This is a genomic window from Mesorhizobium sp. M0410, from assembly GCF_040321435.1.
Lineage (GTDB): Bacteria > Pseudomonadota > Alphaproteobacteria > Rhizobiales > Rhizobiaceae > Mesorhizobium.
This window is the reverse complement of the sequence record NZ_JAMYRN010000008.1, coordinates 286973-307611: the sequence shown is the minus strand read 5'-3', so window position 1 is coordinate 307611 and position 20639 is coordinate 286973. Positions and strand designations below refer to the sequence as shown.

Annotated in this window: 15 protein-coding genes and 2 pseudogenes; 5 read left to right on the top strand and 12 right to left on the bottom strand. The window is 59.6% G+C overall.

Translation table 11 applies throughout. The features are described from left to right. Nucleotides 1–272: 272 nt before the first annotated feature. Nucleotides 273–2579, bottom strand: a complete 2307-nt coding sequence (locus NKI63_RS14735) for an AGE family epimerase/isomerase (RefSeq protein ID WP_352822033.1) — start codon at nt 2577–2579, stop codon at nt 273–275. A gap of 824 nt (nt 2580–3403) precedes the next feature. On the opposite strand from NKI63_RS14735, the gene NKI63_RS14730 reads away from it, so the two are divergent. After that, nucleotides 3404–5221: a GumC family protein gene (locus NKI63_RS14730; RefSeq protein WP_352822002.1), complete on the top strand. Its 1818-nt coding sequence runs from the start codon at nt 3404–3406 to the stop codon at nt 5219–5221. Nucleotides 5222–5537: 316 nt separating this feature from the next. Further along, nucleotides 5538–6200, top strand: coding sequence for a sugar transferase (locus NKI63_RS14725; RefSeq protein WP_502896122.1), 663 nt, complete (start codon nt 5538–5540; stop codon nt 6198–6200). A 12-nt stretch (nt 6201–6212) separates the two neighbouring features. Here NKI63_RS14725 and NKI63_RS14720 read toward each other — a convergent pair whose 3' ends face one another. The 4 genes and pseudogenes from NKI63_RS14720 to NKI63_RS14705 form a co-directional block, all read right to left on the bottom strand. After that, nucleotides 6213–6449, bottom strand: coding sequence for a hypothetical protein (locus tag NKI63_RS14720; RefSeq protein WP_352821999.1), 237 nt, complete (start codon nt 6447–6449; stop codon nt 6213–6215). Between the two features lie 210 nt (nt 6450–6659). Next, nucleotides 6660–7565 carry an HlyD family secretion protein gene (locus tag NKI63_RS14715; protein ID WP_352822039.1) on the bottom strand — a complete coding sequence of 302 codons (906 nt, stop codon included), beginning with the start codon at nt 7563–7565 and terminating at the stop codon, nt 6660–6662. A gap of 3 nt (nt 7566–7568) precedes the next feature. Further along, nucleotides 7569–7967, bottom strand: a pseudogene (locus tag NKI63_RS14710) (polysaccharide biosynthesis/export family protein); the annotation flags it as partial. A gap of 13 nt (nt 7968–7980) precedes the next feature. Then, a complete protein-coding gene (locus tag NKI63_RS14705; protein WP_352705783.1) occupies nt 7981–8853 on the bottom strand; it encodes a glycosyltransferase family 2 protein in 873 nt (290 codons plus the stop codon). Nucleotides 8854–9098: 245 nt separating this feature from the next. On the opposite strand from NKI63_RS14705, the gene NKI63_RS14700 reads away from it, so the two are divergent. After that, the gene (locus NKI63_RS14700; RefSeq protein ID WP_502900471.1) at nt 9099–10331 is read left to right on the top strand and encodes a glycosyltransferase; all 1233 of its coding nucleotides are present in this window, start codon (nt 9099–9101) and stop codon (nt 10329–10331) included. Here the strand turns inward: NKI63_RS14700 and NKI63_RS14695 are convergent. After that, on the bottom strand, nt 10324–11454 hold the full coding sequence (locus NKI63_RS14695) for a glycosyltransferase family 4 protein (RefSeq protein ID WP_352821994.1): 1131 nt from the start codon (nt 11452–11454) through the stop codon (nt 10324–10326). The genes NKI63_RS14700 and NKI63_RS14695 overlap by 8 nt on opposite strands. Nucleotides 11455–11646: 192 nt before the next feature. Between NKI63_RS14695 and NKI63_RS14690 the strand changes: the two genes are divergently transcribed. Together NKI63_RS14690 and NKI63_RS30720 are read left to right on the top strand one after the other, a co-directional pair. Beyond that, nucleotides 11647–12921: a glycosyltransferase family 4 protein gene (locus NKI63_RS14690; RefSeq protein ID WP_352705776.1), complete on the top strand. Its 1275-nt coding sequence runs from the start codon at nt 11647–11649 to the stop codon at nt 12919–12921. Between the two features lie 137 nt (nt 12922–13058). After that, nucleotides 13059–13395, top strand: a pseudogene (locus NKI63_RS30720) (glycosyltransferase family 2 protein). Here NKI63_RS30720 and NKI63_RS14680 read toward each other — a convergent pair. The 6 genes from NKI63_RS14680 to NKI63_RS14655 all read right to left on the bottom strand — a co-directional run bounded on the left by NKI63_RS14680 (nt 13346) and on the right by NKI63_RS14655 (nt 20444). Then, nucleotides 13346–14302, bottom strand: a complete 957-nt coding sequence (locus tag NKI63_RS14680; RefSeq protein ID WP_352705819.1) for a glycosyltransferase family 8 protein — start codon at nt 14300–14302, stop codon at nt 13346–13348. The pseudogene NKI63_RS30720 and the gene NKI63_RS14680 overlap by 50 nt on opposite strands. 335 nt (nt 14303–14637) lie before the next feature. Beyond that, a complete protein-coding gene (locus NKI63_RS14675) occupies nt 14638–14769 on the bottom strand; it encodes a hypothetical protein (RefSeq protein WP_352705771.1) in 132 nt (43 codons plus the stop codon). After that, entirely contained in the window at nt 14751–15374 is a 624-nt protein-coding gene (locus NKI63_RS14670; protein ID WP_502900474.1) for an oligosaccharide flippase family protein, read from the bottom strand. The genes NKI63_RS14675 and NKI63_RS14670 overlap by 19 nt, the downstream gene beginning before the upstream one ends. A gap of 1088 nt (nt 15375–16462) precedes the next feature. Continuing rightward, nucleotides 16463–17191, bottom strand: coding sequence for a glycosyltransferase family 4 protein (locus NKI63_RS14665; protein ID WP_352821991.1), 729 nt, complete (start codon nt 17189–17191; stop codon nt 16463–16465). A gap of 653 nt (nt 17192–17844) precedes the next feature. Next, nucleotides 17845–19338 carry a lipopolysaccharide biosynthesis protein gene (locus tag NKI63_RS14660; RefSeq protein WP_352507544.1) on the bottom strand — a complete coding sequence of 498 codons (1494 nt, stop codon included), beginning with the start codon at nt 19336–19338 and terminating at the stop codon, nt 17845–17847. Then, nucleotides 19335–20444 (bottom strand): hypothetical protein, encoded by a 1110-nt coding sequence (locus NKI63_RS14655; protein ID WP_352507545.1) that lies wholly within the window; start codon nt 20442–20444, stop codon nt 19335–19337. Before NKI63_RS14655 ends, NKI63_RS14660 begins: the two co-directional genes overlap by 4 nt. Between the last annotated feature and the right edge of the window lie 195 nt (nt 20445–20639).

Sequence of the window (20639 nt, the reverse complement as noted above, 5' to 3'; positions counted from 1 at the left end):
CCTCAGGGCGGCTAGCGGGTTTCGTCTCTACCAACCGGCTCAGCGATGAGGACGGTTAACCGTTTGTTAGGCATGTCTGAGTCCGTGACGGGCTGTTTCCACACGTTCATCGACGGTTGTCCGAGCGGTCGGTACGAAGCCGGTATACGCTTGCCGCGGCATGCCGAATCGACGGCTAACAGTCCTTGGGCCGAAGTCGGGCGCGGTTTTCCCTGACCCCAGTCGCGCCGCCATGCGCGGTATCTAGTTTTCGCACATGGCGGACAGTTGGGTCAGCCGTAAACCTGCTTCGGAACGGCCTTGCTCATATCCAAAGCTGGTAGCGGGAATGGTTCGACTTGTCCTCCGGTCTTGTCCAGATACTGCATCAAGGCCGTCACGAGATGGTAGAAAATGCTCGCGGGGACCTCAGTCGCCAGTGACCTTCCGCGCTCGTCAATCCTGTCGACCCACAAGCCAAGCGGTGCGGGATCGATATGCCATTTGAAGAGGCGGGCGACACGAGCTTCGATCTCTGGTTTCAGATCGGGCCCGCCAATTCCGTCCAGGGCGATGGACGCCTTGATGGCTTCGCATTGCGGCCAGCTGCGGGAGAGCCGGTCGAAGGGCATTCCCTGCCGCGACACGGCTGCATAAGCCAGCCCCGTGGCCCGGTTCAATCCGCTGGCGATCGCCGACGAATAGAGCTTCCTTGCGTACGCTGCCAAGTCTCTCTGCCCGCTCGCCCGCGCGAAATCGACGAGGAGCGAGGCCCATTCGAAATGGTGCCCTGGTTCGGTCCACTGTCCCTCGTTTCCCGGCAACGGTAGCCACTCGACATCGAAATGTTCCCCAAGCGTCCAGCTCTCCTGGTCGAAGAAATGGCACCGAAAGAGATCGACGATGCGTGCCGCCCGACGGAGATATGCACGGTCGCCGGTGACCCCATGCCAAGCAAGGAAGGATTCCAGCATGTGCATATGCGGGTTCGAGAACCGCACCCCGTCCCGGCCGGGGGTCTCGAGGAAGCCGTTCAGGCTGACGTCCTCGAGATGGGTGTCGATGAAATGGAACGTCTCTTGTGCCAGCTGCAGGGAATCCTGATGGCCGCATCGGTGAGCATGGGCAAGCGCCAGGAGCACGCAGGAATGGTCGTAGGCGTCCTCCGTCGGGTCAGCCACGCTGCCGTCGGAATTAAGGGTGCGCACCCAGCCACCGCGATCGGTGCGGCCGTGTCTGGCGATGAACTCGATGCCATGGTCGATGAGCTTGTCGGCCGGACCGACCCAGCCGCGTTCTTTGGCCACCGCGAACGCGTAAATCTGGCGAGCCATCGTGCGCATGCGCTTGGGTTTGCCCAGCGGCCTTGCATCGAAACCGAGAGCCTCGTGGAAGCCGCCATACACATCGTCGACACCTGCAGTGGACCACAGCGGCAGGGTTTCGTTGAAGAGCCAGTGCTCGACGCGCTTGCGCCATGACCCGCTGATGATGACCCGGTCTTCCGACGCCGTGAACTTCGTCTCGAGTCGTCCGCTCTTCTCGAGTTGTTCGACGACTTTCTTGACATTCTGGCTGTGGCTGACAGGAGCGACGAAAACCGCGTCCGGTGTCGTCACCACCGCCACATTTTTCATTCCGATGACTGTCAGCAGTCTGCCCTGGCTCCGGAGATAGGAGTTGCCGCAATCCAGGGCGACAACGTCGCCGATTACGACATTGCCGTCGCGGTCCGTCGGGCTGGCTTCCAGCAGCGATTGCCACGATCCAAGGTCGTTCCAGCGGAAGGAAGCCGTGACCATCGCAATACCGCGTGCATGCTCCATGACTGCGTAGTCGATCGACGTCGATGGGACAGCCGAATAGAAGCCCTGGGGCAGGTAGATGCCCGAGACGTCGGTCCGTGCAGTTTTATAGGCCCGTTCCGCGGTGTCCCAGATGTCCGGCCGGAAGTCGAGAAATGCCTTCCGCATCGTGTCGGCACGAAACAGGAAGATGCCGGCGTTCCAGTAGAATCTTCCCGAAGACACATATTTGCGGGCCGTCTCGGCATTGGGCTTTTCGACAAAGTGCAAAACGGAAACGGCGGCCCCGCCGTCACTATTTGCCGTAACCTCGATGTAGCCGTACCCGGTTTCGGGATGCGTCGGCCTGATGCCGAAAATGACAATGCTTCCTGAATCGGCGGCGGGTATGCCCGCCTCGACGGTTTCCCAGAATTGCGTTTCGGTCGATATCTGATGGTCGGAGGGGACCACGAGCACAAGCGCGTCACCGCCATATTCGGAGATCGTCTGCAAAGTGGCTATGACCGCCGCCGCGGCGGTATTGCGGCCGACCGGTTCGAAAATCGGTCTGCCGCCATTCAGGCCGAGCGGACCGATGTCCGAGATAACACGGTCGGCATGCCGCTCGGAAGCTATCAGGTAGATCGGCGTCTCGCCGTCCTTCCGCGCCTTGAGGCGCCGGACAGTCTTCGCAAGCATGGAGCCGTCGCCCGAAAGGTCGTGGAATTGCTTGGGATTGTCTTCGCGCGAGAGCGGCCACAGCCGTGAGCCGACGCCCCCGCTCATGACAAAACTTACGATCCGCTCCGGCATGGTCCAGTCCCTCTCAGAATGTCTGGTTGTAGGCTCCGACCTCTGGATTGCGGCGCCGCTCGGCATCGAGAGCCCCGAACATCTCGCGACGTCGCGCCGGAGACCAGCACCATCTTGCTCCGCCCTGGCGCGGAACAGCCCTAGCACGCTGCCGGGCGCAGGCCCCCTCATGAATTCGAGTAGTCCTAACACGCTGGTTCGCGCCCCCTCATCCAATGGGAGCATCCATGCCGATGGCCGAAATGATGACGCGTCCAGGCGTGGTAGTGTATTCCTGAAGCTGCACTCTGCTCGGGCGCCGACGACAAGGATGCGTTGCAAGATGCCGCGGCCCGCGGGTTCCTTGTCCGCGAGAATGTCGGCGAAAGGTGTTTCTGACGCTTGGCTCGCCTTCTCGAAGGCATTCAAGGAAATCCAACGGCATCCGCGGAACTCCGCCCCCCGTGCGAAGAAGGATGACGGACTGTGCGCCGTTCGCACTGGAGGCGATCGAAAACGGCGAGACCCCGAACGTATGTGCGCGAAGATCGATACCTCACGCGGAATGTAGCGATCAACCGCGGACGGCGAGTCTCGTTGGAACCGCAATATCATTTGTCGACAGATCGAGAACGAGGCCTGCCGCGCATTCTCTCCTCCCATAGGGCGTAGGCCCATACGCCCATTGGCGGCGTTTACCTTTCCTGGCGCAGGGGTAGCCTTTTGCGGCACTCTGGGAACGCCGGGCCTTCGCTTTCATGAAAACATCGGCCGAATGCCATGGACCGCTTGCGTCGAGACGGCGTGCGCGCAGGATTTTTCCGCACGCGTGCTGGAGAACGTGATTGGATCGCATATCCCCCCACCAATGGGCCTCGACAACTGACTTGCAGCCTTCCGCTAGTCAGGAGTTTATCAGCCTCGCCGATATAGCCGGATTTCTGAGGCGCTATTTCGGAACGATCATTGCCTGTGTGGCCGCAGCTGTCTTGGTGGCCTGGTTTCACAATTTGACCACCGACCCAGCTTTCACTGCCAGCACGCAAATCCTGATCGAGCCGAAACTGCCGCAACACCTGCAGGAGGGGGGCGAAGTCAATCTGTCATTGGACACTGCCCAAGTGGAAAGCCAGATCGCAGTCATGCAGTCGGAAAAGATTGCGGTCATGGTCCTCGATCGGTTGAAACTCGTTGACGATCCCAAGTTCAACCGTCCACAGGTTCCGATTTTGGTGGAGAGAATCAGGAAAATAAAAGCGATCCTGGTTGAAGCTTTCGAGCTCCAGAAAAGCGCTTGGCTCACCTCGCTTTGGGAGTTTTCTGGCTTGGACGTGCCTGAGACGCCTGTGATGCTGACCGATTACCAGAAGTCCCGGCGCACCATGTTGATTTTCCGCCAAGGCCTCGACATCCGCAGAGTTGGCGTTTCCTACGCCATCAACATATCCTTCACCTCACTTGATCCCGAAGGCGCAGCCAGGATTGCGAACGCCACTGCCGATGCTTTCGTGCGTGAGCAGATCGAAACCAAGGCCGAGGCAGCAAGGGAAGGCGGCGCATGGCTGGAGAAGCGCCTTCGCCAATTGCGCACCCAGATGAACAGGGCCATGGCGAAAGCGCAGGAGTTCCGTTCACGGCACGATTACAGCGTCGGCGAAGAAGGCGAAGCGGAGGACGGGGCAAACGCCGTCCCGACGCTTGAGGAGCTTGAGGTAACTGCCGAAACCTACCAGAAGATGTATGAAAGCTTCCTGCAGGCATACACCAACTCGGTGAGCCAGCAGTCGTACCCGGTTGCAGACGCAAGGGTGATTACAGCTGCGACGGCGCCGCTCCAGCCGAGCGCTCCAAGGCCGAAGCTGATGCTGGCTTTCGCGGCGGTTTCCGGGTTCATTCTCGGTATCGGCGTTTCGTTAGCAAGGCATACGCTCGACTGGACCGTAAGGTCGCCCCGACACATCCGGGAGAATCTAGGTGTGGAATGCGTCGGAGAACTACCGGCCATCAGCAGGAGGAGGGCATCAGGCCACGTCGACGAAGTGGCAAGATATCCGCACTCCCGATACAGCCAGAGCCTCAGGAAAGCGAGGACCGAAATCAGCCTTGCGGAAACCAACCACCCGATCAAATTCCTTGGGTTAACCGCTGTATCCAATGACAGTTCGAAGAGTTCCGTTGCCAGCAATCTTGCCACCCTTTACGCGATGTCCGGCCTGAAGACATTGGTGATCGACGCCGACGTCTGGCGGCCGGCTATGACCAAGCGGCTACTCGGCCCATCGGGCGCCCTGGACAAACCGTTCCAAGATCCTGTCCGGCTCAACATCGTCTGCGCTCCGGGGCGGTCGTTCGACCTGCTTCCAAGTTCGGTCGTCCAGGCCAAGAACCTGCTGGCACCACGTAATATGGAGGCGTTTCTCTCGGACCTTGCCGCCTGCGACATTACCCCCTACGACATTGTCATCTTCGACTTGCCGACACTTGCCTCGGGAGCCGACATGCTGATGGTCGGATCCGTCCTGGACGGCGTGGTCATCCTCGCCGAGTGGGGTAAGGTACACGTCGAAACGTTGCGGGGACTAGTCAGAACGCTGCAGGCCAGCAGGACGCCCGTCCTTGGCGTGCTTCTGACGAAGGCGCGCGCCAAGCACCGCAAAGCATGAACGGATGGCGAGGTATTCTCCTTCGAAAGTCGCAAAAGCGTGTGGGGGATCATTCCTTGGGATTAGCGTGGGATTAGGGGGATAGTTCAGGACCGCCACGCTACCTCCTTTGCCTTTCTTGCCGACGAGCTCCGACCTTGGAAAAGTGTGGAGAACAATTCGAAACAGCGACCCTCCCATGACAACGAATGCCGTCGAGAAGCCGTCGCATCAGGGAACCCCGATCTGGGTTCAGTCACCTCGACTGTCGGCGACCGACAGCAGAACGATAGCACTGCCCGTTATTCCCGCGCCCGACCAGGACAGTGCCGGGACAGTGTTGACAGACCTGTCGCCCGCCACCAGTACACGAGCGACGGAGCCTCCCTTGGGAGGTCTCCTGAAGCGGATCATGGATCTGGTCGTAGCGGTCATGGCACTTGTGATCGCCGCGCCAGTGATGATCGTCGTCGCCCTGCTGATCAGGGTGACGGCGGGAGGCCCAGCAGTGTTTTCGCACAGCCGAGTTGGCTTCGGCGGGAAACCGTTCAATTGTTACAAGTTCCGCTCGATGGTTGCCAATTCGGAAGAAGTTCTAAAAGCATATCTCAAAGCCAATCCGGGAGTCGTCTTGGAATGGGAGGAAACCCACAAGATCCGGGACGATCCTCGCGTCACATTCCTTGGGTGGATGCTTCGCAAGTCAAGCCTGGACGAACTCCCCCAGCTCTTCAACATCATCCGAGGCGACATGAGCTGTGTGGGTCCAAGGCCCATCGTGAATGACGAACTCAAACGGTACGGCGACCACCTGGGGGAATACCTTCGGACGCGGCCGGGACTCACTGGCCTGTGGCAGGTGAGCGGAAGAAGCAGCATGGACTACGCCAACCGCGTGGCGCTGGACAGCCAGTACGTGCGGAACTGGTCGGTCTGGGTCGACGTCGTGATCCTGTTCAGGACCGTGTTCGCGGTCATTCGCATCGACAGAGCTTGCTGAAGTCCGCAAGGATCACCGTTCGTCCCGCCTCCGGTGCACGGAAAGGAACAGACCTACGATATAAGCGCAGGCCAATGCGAATGCCAGGATCAGGAATTTGGCGACGGTCACGTAGCCCGGCAGCCCTAGGGAATTCCAGACAAAACTCCCGATCAGTAGCAGGCCGGTGGCCGCGATAAGGGCGGGAGCCTTGAACCGCACTCCCAACATAACGCCGACCGCCGATACGGCCACTACGCTTATGAGCACGATATCTCCACTGGTATCCCGCGGGACCAATTGGCTCTTTGCGGCAGGGAAGGTTCAGTCAGGGTGTGATTTCTGTCACGTCTGGCGGCTCCCTGATAGGGTGCCTCAAAGTACATGGCAACTGCCCCGGTTCACGCCAACGCGTCAATTCTGTGGGTGACCGATCAACGAGCGAACGAGGCGAAGGCCGCGCTGGACCATACAACTTGATCAGTTGGCGCCCAGAACCGCTATCGGCTCCGCCTGAGAGCTGCCGCCTGCAGGCAGCGCAGCCAAGCCTGACTGCGGCAGTGGGATCTCGATCTTCACGGTATCGCCGGGCTCGACCGGCGTCGTTTCCTCAACCGTGAGTTCTTCCGTGCCGCTGTCGGACGTCCTCACGATCTTGAAGATCGGCTTGGCCCTTTCGGAGCGTTCCCTGAGGGCGAGCAGAGCAGGGGCCGTGACCTCGGTTTCGTGCAGCAACTGTACTGCGGTGTCGACTTTACTGCCGACTTCATTGAGCTGTAGCTGCGTCTCCCTCAACGTCTCGGCGACCTCGCTGGTATGGCGATTGCTGAGGTCGAGGATCTCGATGTCAGTCTTGCTTATCTCCTGCCTGACCCGCAAGAGCGAGGTCTCGGCAGCCAACCTGTCGCTTTGCATCTGGGCGACCATTCCCGCCAGAGAGAATTCCCGCGGAGCAACCGCAAGCCCTTTCTCGACAAGGGTCGAAACGCCCGCAAGCTCCTTCTGGACGAGTTCGACCCGTTTGTCGTGGAAGGTCAGCTGCTTCTCGAGCGAGACCAGTTCGTTTTCCAGGAACTCCCTGAGTTCGTGAAGTGCACGGAGTTGCGTCGTCAGCGCGTCCTTGCGAACAGCGAAGATCTTGTGCTCCTGCTCCATCGTCAATCCGACCGTTCCATTCGAAGCCCTGTTCTTCAGTTCTGCAGGGAAAGAGATGTCGTTGCTGCCAGCCAGTTCGGATTCCAGTCGCGCCTTGCGGGCAAGCAAGCTGACGTTGGTCAGCGCCAGCAATCCCACGTCACCTTGGCCCGCGATCACTTCACGCTCGAGTCTCAAGACGTCTTCCTCGCGTGTCCGCAGGCCGCCCGCGATCCCCACCGCCTGCAGCACCGTCAGTCCGGGCCTATAGGGAAACTCGCCGGGCTGCGCGACGTGGCCGACTATGTAGAACGGTCTGTACTGGACGATTTCGACGGCGACATCCGGCTGGCGGCCGAGGCCCATATGCTGCGTCAGGCGGTCGCTGATCGCGCGGGCGAGGTCGCCGGGGGCGGTGCCTTGCGCGCGTATCTGGCCCGCAAATGGAAGGAAGAGCGTGCCGTCGGCGCCGACAACGAAATCGTCGTTGAGAGCCGTCCATTCGAAGATCATATCGCGTGATGCGCGCCACTCGTAAATTTTGAGCCTGACCTTATCCTGCGGTCCCAGGAGATACTCGGCAGCCACCGTCGGCAAGGGGCAGGCCGCGGCCACGTGTGAAGCCGCCACCACCCTGACCAGCCATTTTCGCATTGTCTTCCTCACATCAGATTTTCAGGATGTATTCGGGTTCGATCCGTCCTGTAGCCACGTGCAGGATCGCAAGCATGTTGCCCCTGAGCCTGCCCCTCCGATCGACAAACGGCTCGGGCCACAGGCTCTTTGCGAGGTTGGCCGCTATGTTCCTGAACATCAGGGGAAGCGCGAAAGAGGCCGGAACAGTGCCCTTCTTGATCAGGTAGATCGCATTCGCAACCTGGGAGTATCCGAACCGCTCTCCGCTGACACGCCCTGTCTTGATGCCGAGATGCACGCCCGTGATTGAAGTCACGCAGACCACTCGGCCCCGGGACCTCATCTGGCTGGTGAAGTCGATGTCTTCCTGCCAACCATAGAGGACGAGCCGTTCGTCGAAGCGCAAGTCGTCCACAAACGAGGAACGGAAGGACATGTTACATCCGTATGCGCCGAGATGGTCGACCACCGATGGTCCGTCTTGTTTTTTACCCTCGGCCTCCCGCAGGGCGGCTTCGGCGTCTTCCCAGGTGAGCCCCGCGTTGTTGGCCCCGTCCCTGACGACCGCGCCCGTCACCACCGCCCAGCCGCTATTTTCAACGAAAGCCTTCTCGACCTGCTCCAGGTATTCGGCGGACGGAACGAAATCGTCGTCGAAGAATGTGATGATATCGAAGCGCTCCAGGGAGGGTACAAGAGCCGTGTTCCGCTGGGCAGACGATCCTATCGGCCCGAAAACGAGCGACAAAAGGAAAGGACAGCTTTCCGGCAGCTCGACATGCGCGGCGTCGGGCGCCGACACTATGACCTCGTCGGGAAGTCTCGTCTGGCCACCCAAATATCTGAGCAGGCGCGCGACCTGTCCGCTGCGGCCAAGAGTCGGGATGATTACGGCGAGTCTCATGCTGGATCCCGTTTCGGTTCCCGCGGACCGTAAGCCGACGAGAGGACCGAGACAGCCTGCATAAAAGGAGACGGCAGGAGCTTGGCCTACCTCGGGACACAGGCTTTCGGAGTACAGCCGGTGAATGCCCCACAGCCATATGTACTAGGCAGGCATGCACCCGGATCAACCTGTAACCGATCGGACAACTTGCCGGAGCCATAACACGGAATGGAAACTGCTGGCCTGCTGAGGCTAGGCGAACCATGCTCCACGAACGCTCTTCCGATTTGGCCATCGCGGCCAAGGTCAACGTGCCGATCGAGGAGTTGCCCGCCGCGCCGGGGCCCGGCGTCGACAGGTACGCGAAGATCGCGGTCGTTCATGACTGGTGCCCGAATTTCCGGGGAGGTGAACGGGTTCTGGCGCAAATTTGCAAGCAGTTTCCTAATGCCGAAGTCTTCACGCTTTTCGATTTCTTGCCAGCCGATGTAAAGGAGAAATATTTCCGCGACGTAGAATTCCATACGTCCGCAGCCAACCGCATACCAATGGTGCACAAATTCTATAGGTCTCTCTTCTTCTTTTGTCCCTTCCTGATCGAACAGTTCGATGTGACAGGTTACGACGCGGTGATCTCGTCGTCGGCCGCATTTTCGCGCGGCGTGATCACCAGGCCGGACCAACCGCACCTTTGTTATGTGCACAGCCCCGTCCGCTACGCCTGGGACGAGCAGTTTTCTTATCTTCAGCAAGCGCGGCTTGGTTTCGGTCCCAAGGGAATGCTCTATCGGTACATGCTGCACCGCCTGAGGACGTGGGACACCAGGACCGCGCACGGGCCGGATATGATGCTGGCGAATTCGAACTACGTCCGCTCCCGAATCCAGCACATTTATGGGCGCCAGGCACGCGTCGTTTTCCCGCCTGTCTCTCTGGGAGAACTGCCCTGTGTGGAGGACAAGGACGACTACTACGTTTCGGCGTCCTTCCTCGCCCCTTACAAGCGCACCGACCTCGTCATCCGGGCCTTCAACGAAATGCCGTCGCGGCGGCTAATCATCGTTGGCGAAGGGCAGCAATCATCCACTCTGCGAGCGCTTGCCGGCCCGAACGTCACCTTCTCGGGTTATCTGCCTCGGAAAGACTATGTGGACAGCTTGGCGCGGGCAAAGGCCATGGTCTTTGCGGGCTGCGAGGATTTCGGCATAGCGCTGGCCGAGGCGCAGGCCTGCGGAACGCCACTGATTGCCTTCGGCCGCGGCGGGGCGGCAGACATCGTGCAGCGCCTTGGATCATCCCTCGAACCGACAGGAGTGCTGTTCAAGGCTCAAACTGTCGATCACCTCAAGGAGGCAGTCGAATGGTTCGAAGAGAACAGCTATGCCATCACGCCCAGCGCCTGCACCAGGAATGCAGGACGCTTCTCCGAAGAGAACTTCGACCGCGCGATCCTGGAATCGCTCGGGGCTGTCCAGGCACTTCACGAGATCATGTAAGTTCGCGCGCTCTGACGACCTTCGTTTCCGTATCGATTCCGTCAGCAGCAGCCATTACCTCGAGATAGCGTAAGGCGGTAGCCCTCCAACTGTATGCCGAGGCTCTCGCCCTGCCCTTGCCTATCAACTGGAGTCGCAAGGCCTGAGAACCGTGAAGCTGCACGAAGCTTTCGAACCATGCTTCCGGGTCGTCGGGAGGTGCAAACAGGGCTGCGCTCCCGCAGACTTCCGGCAGGCTGGCGCGGTCGGAAACCACCACAGGGCAGCCGACCGCCATCGCCTCGAGGACCGGGAGGCCGAAGCCCTCTGAAAGGGAGGGGAAAGCTAGACACAGCGAGTCCCTCAGGAGGGCCGCCAACTCGCCATCGGAAATGCGCCCGAGCCAGTGGATGTTTCGGGCTTCGGCCCGGGCTGATGGTGATCTAAAAACACGAGAATCCGACATCCCGACAATCGCGATCCTGAGTCCGGCCTCGCCAAGATGGTCAGCCATGTTCAGGATGAGCTCCACATTCTTGTGGGGTGCGGCACTGCCGATCATAACGATGGTTTCCCGCGAGGCCGCCAGGCGTGTCGCTACCGAGTGTTCAGGCCTCCACCGCAAGGCATGCTCATGGCCGTTCGACGCTACGAAAGCCCCTTGTGCCGGGATGACGCCGCGGCGGACCAGTTCGCCCAACGAGTAATCGGAAACCGTCGAAATACCCCACGCCGTCTTGCCGAGCCATGGCAACAGATTCCTATAAACTACTCTAAAGGCGATGGAATAGCTCTGCGGAGCGTTCCAGACGTTTGCGTCATGAATGCAGACGATGTGCTTGTGGGAAAGCAGCGGTCCGGTGTTGCAGAGGCTGAGCAGTCCGCTGCCGTTTAGCGATGACGGGAGTTGCACCTGCTCCCAGACATGCCCCCTCTTGCTGCCGATCTCGCGGCGTTCTATGGAAACGAGGGGGATGTCGCCCGACCCCGGCGGACAATGCAGTCCGACTTCGAGACCGCGGGCGAGAGGCTCCTGTTCCGCGATCAAAGCGTCGAGCGAACGGACGACCTCGCGCGCATAGCGCTGGACGCCTGTCGTCGGTTGGGAAAGAAAACGCCCATTTATCGTCCAACGCCGTGCCATGCGTTCCCCTTTTTAACCCTCAGTGTGCAGCCGCGAAGACGGGCGGTCATCACGGCCATTGGGTCATCGGGGCTGACCGGGAATCATCCAGATAGGCGAGGGGGATAGTGTGCCTACCTCAAACGTCTGAGGACCCTTGCACCCCCGAGAATGCTAGTCTGGCTCGCGACGCCGAAAGGGCGGGGGAGCGACATGGGCAATCTCGAAACCGATACGACAAAGTGGCCACCAAGACGGCCCAAACAGGTGAACAGAAACAGCGCCGACACAGTGCTGGCGAGATCGCTTGCCGAAGATCCCGAATATCTGGTCGCGCATCCCGGCAGGACGTGGGCGGACAGCGAAACTGCGAGGCGGCGTTGGACGATAAACGGCGACTTCACCACGCTCAGACCGACCGGAATAGCTCGCTACGCCAGCGAGGTGACCATGGCTCTCGACGCCCTCATTTCGGAAGGGCACCCGCTTGGTCGCGATCTGGAGATCGATCTCGTGGTGCCGCGTCCGCTTTCCGAACCTTTCCGCCTCAACGCCATCTCCACCCGAGTCGTTCCCGAATTCAACTTGCCGCGACTTCCCCAATTGTGGGTGCAGGCGCAGTTGCCCTGGCACGTGCCCGGAGGATTGCTAAGCTTTTGCAACCTCGCTCCCATCGTGCTGAAGCGCCAGATCGCGTGCATCCATGATATGCACACTAGGCTCATGCCGTCGAGCTACGGGCGGGGTTTCAGGTGGGCGCACCGACTGATCTTGCCGGCACTTGGCAGGCGAGCCGCCCGCATTACGACGGTGTCGCAACTCTCGCGCAGCCATCTTGTCAAATTCGGGATCGCGCCAGCGGAAAACATCGTCGTCACTTACAACGGCAGCGACCATGCCAAGAGATGGAATGCAGCAAGATCGTCACTGACCGTGGACCGCGGCAGGCCGTACGTCCTCTGTCTTGGAAGGCGGGACCAAGAATACAAGAACATGGGGCTTCTCGCCAAGCTGGCCCCGCTCCTCGATGGGATGGGTCTCGATCTCTGGATGCCCGGCGATGTCAATGAGAACACGGTCCTGCGGTACGTCCCGGAAATGCCCGGGAACATCGTCCTCCTTGGCCGCATAGGGGACGACGACTTTAAGAAGGCGCTCGAAGGCGCCCTGTGCTTCCTGTTCCCGTCACGGATCGAGGGTTTCGGGCTACCCGCCGTCGAAGCGATGGCGTCGGGCTGCCCGGTCGTGGCCTCGACCTCGCCGTGTCTTCCCGAAATCTGTGAGGATTCGGCTCTCTATGCCGATCCCGACGACGTCCATTTGTGGGCCGAAACCGTCCGCCTGCTGATGCTCGACCCAGCGTTGCGGGAGCGGTTCATCACCAAGGGATACGCCAGGGCGAGCAGTTATTCCTGGCGATGGATTGCGTGGAAATACCTCGAACTCATGATACAGGTCGACGCTGATTTTGGGGAGTTCCGCAATTGACCGGCTGGCAATCTGCGGCAAGCAGAGCCAGGAAGCCGAAAACAGTGAAGGGCTAGCGGGAGAGCCAATTGGCAAGCCTCGACGTCGTTATACCGTGCTACAACTACGAGCATTTTCTGTCCGAGTGTGTCGGCAGCGTGCTGTCCCAGGATGTCGAACGCCTCAGGGAGATCATCATCGACAACGCTTCGACGGACGATAGCATCGGGGTGGCAAGGTCTTGCGGCACAGGACCCGAGGGTTGAAGTCGTTTGCCACGAGAAAAACCTTGGGCGCAACGTCTCCTTCAACGAACCCATCGACAGGGCCGAGGCCGACTACTTCATGAACCTTTGCGCCGACGACATTCTCGCAGCAGACACGCTCGGCCACGGAGCGAAGGCGCTCAAACGCGCAACAGCGGCCCTTCCGGAAAAAGTCGGAATTAAAGGGATCCGGCAGATAAGAGTCGCAGGATTTTTGCCTTCCTCGTGATCTTGCGCCATGGGTAGATCCAGTTGAGCCTGTTTTTTGTCCGCCGCCTATGCGAAATTCCCGCGCGCATCTGAGCCTCAGGCGGCTTCGGCGTTTTCACATCGCAGTCTACGAGCAGCAGCTCTGCCATCCGGTGGAATCTGTTAAAATACTCGTCCCAAGGCCATCCCGGCCTATCCCAAGGCTTTGGCCCGCCGGTGAAGTGCCAAATTGCCGGCGCGAACCCGTTCCTACGCGGGTCGAGGACCATCATGTGCTCGCTCTGGTAGTTGTATGTGAGCGGCAGCATATCAACGCGGCCGTAGGCGGCGTGATTCAGCGCGCTCTGATCTGACGAGCGGCAGCGTTCAGGGTGCTCGAATAGGAATTCCAGCGCCTCCGGAACGATGCTGTTCCAAGCCTCGCGCGACGTGTAGATCACACCCGAATTGAAGTAGCTGTCTGCATCGCAGTCCAAGCCGTTCAGGTAGGCGAGCTCGTGCTTCTTGCCCCGGCTTTTCTCGTCCATGAACATGCGCATTACATCCGGGGCCGCCATGATCCTTCCGGGGGAAGGCCGCACAGCCAAGAGGCTGTCCAACTCTCCGTCGACCATCGTGTCTCCGTCGATGTAGAAGAATCTGTCTATTTCCTGGTCGAGCAACCCGTCGAACCAGAGCCGAGCCAGTGCGATCGCGGGCAGATATCTGTCGCGGTGGAACCGGGTTGCTTCCTCGAGCTGAGATAGATGAGCCGCCTCTATCCTGATCTTGGTGCCCGCCACCGCATGGTCGAACTGGCTGGCCCATCCGGGATCGGAATTGACCACGAATATATAGACCGGCACATCAGCCGCTGTGTGGTGATCAGCCGAAAGAGCCGCCGAGAAGGTCGGCAGCAAATAGTTCTCGTTACAAATAAGGACTATCGCAGAGCCTTTTGTTTCCGAAGGAGTTGCTGACAGAACATTCTCCTATGCGCAAGCCTCATTCACCCGGGCGGAGCTTGGCTCGCCGGAATACCGGGATGGTCTTCATTATCTCGTCAAAGAGCGGATGTCGGGTAAGAATCAATGCTGTTGCCCATCCGCTCAACGCAAACAATCCCGCCCCGAATGCCTGCCGAACAAAAGGGCGAAGCCGGAGCCTGACAAAGCGATCACGGACAGCGGAGCAGCCGCGCTCGCCATGGCCACGACAGCGCTTCTCCATAGCGCTGCAGCGATGTCCCTGCGTCTCAGTCCCAGCCTGCGCCGAACGAAGCTCAAGGCAACGTATGCCTGGAAAGGAAGGTCACCAGCATGCACCAGGCGGCCGCCTGCAGTCCGCCGAAGATCACGGCTATGGACAGGAGAATGCCGGAAAGCGGGAAGACGATCAGTGCGCGGATAAACAAGTCGCATCCACCGCAACCATCACCGGGTAATTGAGTTCGAAACTGAAGGAGAAGAGGAGCGCGACTGCGACGACTTGCACGAGCGGAGCGACCTCGATCCATTGATGACTGAGCACGACCACGACGGGGTAAGCCAGAACCGAAAGCACGAGGAGAGCGGGCCAGCGGAGTGCGGTGACAAGAGAAAGGGCGGCGAGATACGGGCCCTTCAAATCCCTGCCTTGCCTAACCTCGGCGGAGAAGGCGGGCAGCACGACCGTCATGGCACCTCCGAGGACCAGTTTGTCGGGTATCTGGCCGATCAAGAGGGTTCTGCTGAACAAGGCTGCCGTATGCGGTGACACGAGGCGCCCCAACAGGAGTAGGGGCAGGGCGTCAAAGATGCCGTAAAGTATGGCGACAACGCCGTTGTATCCACCGAACGAGGTCATTCCGCGCCAGTTGACCAGGGACGGCTTGAACATCCAGAAATGGGGTCGCAAGGCGAGGGCGACGCCTGCGGCAAGACCGCTGCCGATCAACCAGCCCCAGGCGAAGCTCATGTAGGTGAAGCCCGCCAACGCCAGCGCGATTGTTGCCGCGGAACCCGTCGTGGTCCCTGTTATGTTGATGGCTGCTACCTTGCCGAAGGATTTCCCGCCGCAGGAGAGCGTTGATCAGGATGAATGAGGCGTCGAGGAAAAGGCAGATCGAGATGACCCGTAAGTAGGAAACAAGATTCGGCTCCCCGTAAAGCGACGCCACGCCAGGGGAACGGCGACAAGAACGGCGGCGATGATTCCCGTAAGGATGAATATCACCATGAAGGCCCCCGATATCCTCGCGGCTCAGTTCGTCGCGCTGGATGAGGAAGTTCGAACTGGAGAACTCCCTAAATGGACATGACAATCGCCAGGATGGCCATGCCGATCACCGAGACCTGATCTCCTCGGGCGTCAATATTCGCGAGACTACGGCTGCAGTGACAAAATTCGTAACGAGCAGGACGTAGCGTTCACCTGTGCTCATAAGGAGTCGCGTTTTACAGAAAGCATGCGTGCCCTTCTTCCCCAACAGGCCGGGCGCGGCCGCCTGGATGCGGCACGGATAGTCCGACACACCGGTTGGAAGGTCATGCCGTCTAAAAGGCTAGGGAAGGCCCCCGTCTAAAGGAGTAGCGGTGCAAAACGCAGCCCCCTATCTGCAGTCGTCGAGTGGACGGCCGATTTCCCCCGGAGGCCGCGATGCCCCCAACACGCGGACCTGCTTTTCCCGATCCGACGACAAGTGCGTAGCCGACGACACCGATCGCGAGATGGCCAGAAAGGGGATTGAGTGAGGAAAGGCAGGGAAGCCGAGTAGCGGACCAACATTATGATTGAGTTTTGCACCAGCCCGCCACCCTCCGGCAACATAGCGGTTGCGTGCTTGAGAGCTGGCCAAGGCAGACGCTGTCGAAAAGCCATGCCTCGGAAAGCATGCTTGCCCTTCTTCACTCCAAGGCGATTTCGGGGAGTTCGACAGTTAAGCGGCTGCCAGTCCGCGGATTGATCTCCAGGAGAGCACGATGAACGAATGGACCGACCCGCACGGACCAGACGCCGCGGGCCTGCCGGCCACCCTATCAGTCGTGTGTTCTTTGCCTGCCCGCTCCGAGTCACATCGCTCCGTCAATCCAACTAAGGCTCGAGAAGGCCCTGCCTCCCTACGCCATCTATGAAGGCGGCTTGTTTTCAGCCACCTGGCCTACCTTGCCGAGCCAGGACAGGAACGGGCCATAGCACGCATCGTAAGAAAAGAGATTGGCGAAGACACGGGCAGTACCTTCGGATTTCTGACGCCGGAGTTCCGTATTGCTCAACAGCGCGATGACCGCCTGCGCGAAGTCTGCAGCGCCGTTAGCGACGATCGCTCCCTCATCGAGTTGATGGGCGTCACCGGCGTCCACCCCTATTGAGGTCGTCACGAGGGGGCGGCCGTAAGACATGGCTTCGGCCACCTTGATCTTGACGCCGGCAGTACCGGATACGAGCGGAGCCACGACAAGCTGGGCGCGTCGATATTCGGGACCAAGGTCCGGGAGCGGCCCCACACGCTCGAGGCCGTCCGCCTCCGGCGTAGCCTCACGCGTGGAGGCAATAGTTCCGACGATCCGAAACCTTGCCGTGGGGCAGAAGATTCGAACCGCTGGCCAGATCTCCGACAGGAACCACGAGAGCGCGGCACGATTCGGGTCTGTGGCATTCCCAACAAAGAGGGCGACGGGCTCATTGCTTTCCGGCGGCTTTTCGTGATTGCTGAAGCCCATGCCGAGAGGGATCACGTGTCTTACCCCGAGTCGGTCGCGGGCGTAGGAAGCGTCATCATTGCTGTTGAAACCGACGCACTCCGCCGCGTTCAGCGAGTGGGACAGTCTCTGCTCCTCAGCCAAGATTTTGCCCACGCCATGGTTTCCTCCAGCCTCCCAGTGCGACGCCCCACTGCGGTGCTGAAGATGGCCAACGAGCGAGAAAATCCTGTGACCGTTGCGAGAGAGAGAGGGAGCGAAATGTACCGCCTCATGGAACAGTATGACTGCGTCCGGTCTCAGTGCATCGATACGTTCCAGCACCCACTGAATTTCTCCCTCGGGACATTCCGTCCCTGGGGGAACCGGTGCGGCTCTCCGTCCGAGGAACGATCCGGCCAGATTTCTGAGGCCAAGCAGTTCTGTGGATAGAAATGTCCTCCGGCCCAACCTGATGCTTTTACGAACCTGCCACGAAAAATATTCTTCTATTTCATATGCACTCCTGCAGATTGGGCTCCTTCGTCCGCGCGCTATGTCGGATACATACCCGTGTACCTCGTGCCCGGACTTCAAAAGATATTGGCCGAAGGCCTGAATATAGGCACCGTCCCCGCCGAAGAAAGCGTCGTACGGATAGCTATGGACGATTGCTATAGCAGCCATGTCCTACCCCTAGGGGCTTCTCTCGGGCAGTAAGAGTTTCGCCGCCCGGCGCCAATCTATCCAAAACGTCAGGCGATCCGAAGGCGTGTTTCCACAGCCAAGACATTCATCCTGCGCGCCAGGCCTCGCCATTGCCAACTGCCTCAAGCGCCGGCCCGCGCCTCGCCTCGGAAGCTCAGCAGCACATCCTGGAACAGCTTGATCTGCCCCAACACGAACAGCAAGACGAATCCGTAGATACTGGTCAGGACCACCCCTCCCGCCACGAGCCGCAGAAGCGAAGGAACCTCGGGGCCGAGATAGCGCTGGACTGCCAGCGCACCCGCCGAGGCCACGATGCCGGACATCCACGGCCTCATGATCGTCCGCAACAGATCCCCGACTGAAACCGGCGTACGATGCAGGCTCCACGCCAGGTGGGGATAGAGCCAGAGCAGCAGCGCCGTCGAGTAGCTCAGAGCCACTCCCTCGGGGCCGAAGGAAATCCCGACGCAGTAGGAAACGATGACGAGAGGGGCGATGGCAAAGGCCAGATACAGGCTGCGCTTCTGCCTGCCGGTCGAGATGAGCAGCCAATATGTGGGGTTGATGATCCCGAACACCAAGATGGTAGGGGTGAGCAGCCGGAAGATAGTCGCCGCCTCCGTCCACTGCGAGCCTAGCACCACGGTGATGATTTCGTGTGCGAACAGGAACGAGAACATTGTGATGGGAACCGTTACCGCGATGACGATCGAGTATCCCTTGAGGTAGAAGTTCCGTAACCGCGCGGGATCATGCTGCATCCGCGATAACGCCGAGAACAGTACCGCACCGACGGCGCTGTTGATGGTCGCCGTGGGAATGCCGATCAACTGGAAGGCCCGGGCATATAATCCAAGTGATCCGGCGCCCCAGAACCGCCCGAGAAGGACTTTCTCGGCATTGTAGCCAATATAGACGACAAGGCCGTTCAGCGTGACAATTCCACCGAAATGCAAGAGCGAGCCGATATTGGCGCCGCGCCGAGGGAGTCCAGGAATCCACCCAGTGGCGATCCAGTAGCCCAGGCTGCTGACCGCCGGTGAGATAAGGGTCGGGGCGATCAGTGCCCAGTACCCATCGCCACGGAACGCCAGCAGCACACCGGCCATGATGCCCAGGCACAGGGCGCCTGTATCGATTCCGCTCAGGGTGACATAACGCAGATTGCGCTCCAGCAGAGCGGCATGCTGCACACCGGCCGCGTTAAGCAGGAAACCTGGAGCGATCGCGATGGTGATCCAGAGCAGGCGCGGCTCATGGTAGAAGGTGGAGATGAGGTAGGCACTTGCGGCGCAGACCAGTGTGAGGAGGATCCCTACCAGTACATTGATCCAGAACAGGGCCGAGACCTGCTCGAACGAAATCTCATGCCTTTGGATTGTCGCGGAGGAAAGCCCGGCGGTGGTGAAGACATCCAAAATGCCTGTGAGTGCCACCACCATCGCGACCAGACCAAAATCGTTAGGGCTGAGCAGGCGTGCCAATGTGGCAATGTAGCCCACCCTGAGCATCAGGTTCGCGCCCTGGCTCACCATCCTGGCAACGCCACTTTGAATGGCTTCGCTCTTAAGGTTACGGCGCTCGCCTTTCGCGGTCGGGGTCTTGTCGGTCATGTATCACTGGCTGCATGTGCGCTTGGCTCCGTTTGAGCGGTCTGCGCGTGCCTTCTCTGATCAGTCATGTCGCCAGAGGCCCTCTCGAGCCATATCTCTCGCCACCAAGGATAGATGGCTCTTGGGCACTGCATCCGGCAATCGCTATACCGCGAGTTGCACCAGACTTTCTCCAAGATAACGGCCGGCCCTCTGAGATTGGTAAGAAGTCCGGTCTTTTCATTAACGAACGTTGTCACGCGTGATCTGACTTTGAAGATATGACCGCAATAGGGAACCATCTCCGCATCGAAAGTAAGACCCTGGCTCTTGTTGTCGGCATCCAAGGTCGCGAGGATTTCTTCATAGGATCTAACCCTGATCAACTCGCCGGGTTGGAGATCAAGCTTGACAGTCGGAACCGGCTGGCCGGTAGGGATTGATCCCCGATATCGCGGGAAAGGAACGCCACCATAGAGGTGCTGCACCTTGTCATAAACCCAGCTGACACCCAAGGACAACCTGGTGAGGCCTAAACGGCGCGTGTAATGATAGCAACTGAATATCGTTGCATAGACGAACCCGGCGAAGAGGCGCCATGCGCCGGCATTTCCCGATGCATAGTCTTCCGCATATTGCCGAACATCCCACCAAGGAAGAGGGGTAGTCGCCTCCAGAAGTTCTGTGGCTTGGCATGAGTATCTCGGACCACCCGACAAAGGCTGATTCTTGGCGCGCGCACCAGCCAGCACATCGCTTTCTGTGCAACCCGTTCCGTCCGCCATCTTAGTCGGAAGCGAGACAGCCCCATTCGAGGACGGCGAGTCCACAGGCTTAAGCCATGCCTCCTTCCAGAAAACCAGGCACGCCGCCTGACAGCCTCCAAACGCGTTGCCGTCGCACCTCAGTTTTTCAAGATGGATGACGCCGGATAACTTACGTCCGCCAGCAAAGTTGATCGTGTCACACGTCTTGTGCGCGCGCTTGTAAACACGAAAGCGGAGGCCACAATATCGAAACATTTGTGGCATAAAAGGGAGCTTCTCAAGCCGACCATTTTTGTCGAGTGTACGAAGGATTTCTTCCTTAGACCGCACCTCGACCCAGTCTCCGACCCTCAGTGACATGCAGCACCCCCGTTCACAGCGCGCTCCGGAACAATGTCATTTGCCTAGTGTCAAAACCATACCATCTCTAGACTCTGACAGCCGGCCCCGAATTAGCGGTAGCTACCCTCCACTTTTGATTGAGTGGACCAGTAGCTATCCTATTGTTACGATGCAAACGTGGGCCCACGCAGAAGTTTCCTGACCACCGAAAGC

Bases quoted from the DNA above. Each gene is read 5' to 3' on its own strand.
- NKI63_RS14700 (WP_502900471.1), top strand. From the start codon at position 9,099: ATGCTCCACGAACGCTCTTCCGATTTGGCCATCGCGGCCAAGGTCAAC.
- NKI63_RS14705 (WP_352705783.1), bottom strand. From the start codon at position 8,853: ATGAGACTCGCCGTAATCATCCCGACTCTTGGCCGCAGCGGACAGGTC.
- NKI63_RS14735 (WP_352822033.1), bottom strand. From the start codon at position 2,579: ATGCCGGAGCGGATCGTAAGTTTTGTCATGAGCGGGGGCGTCGGCTCA.
- NKI63_RS14695 (WP_352821994.1), bottom strand. From the start codon at position 11,454: ATGGCACGGCGTTGGACGATAAATGGGCGTTTTCTTTCCCAACCGACG.
- NKI63_RS14690 (WP_352705776.1), top strand. From the start codon at position 11,647: ATGGGCAATCTCGAAACCGATACGACAAAGTGGCCACCAAGACGGCCC.
- NKI63_RS14660 (WP_352507544.1), bottom strand. From the start codon at position 19,338: ATGACCGACAAGACCCCGACCGCGAAAGGCGAGCGCCGTAACCTTAAG.
- NKI63_RS14655 (WP_352507545.1), bottom strand. From the start codon at position 20,444: ATGTCACTGAGGGTCGGAGACTGGGTCGAGGTGCGGTCTAAGGAAGAA.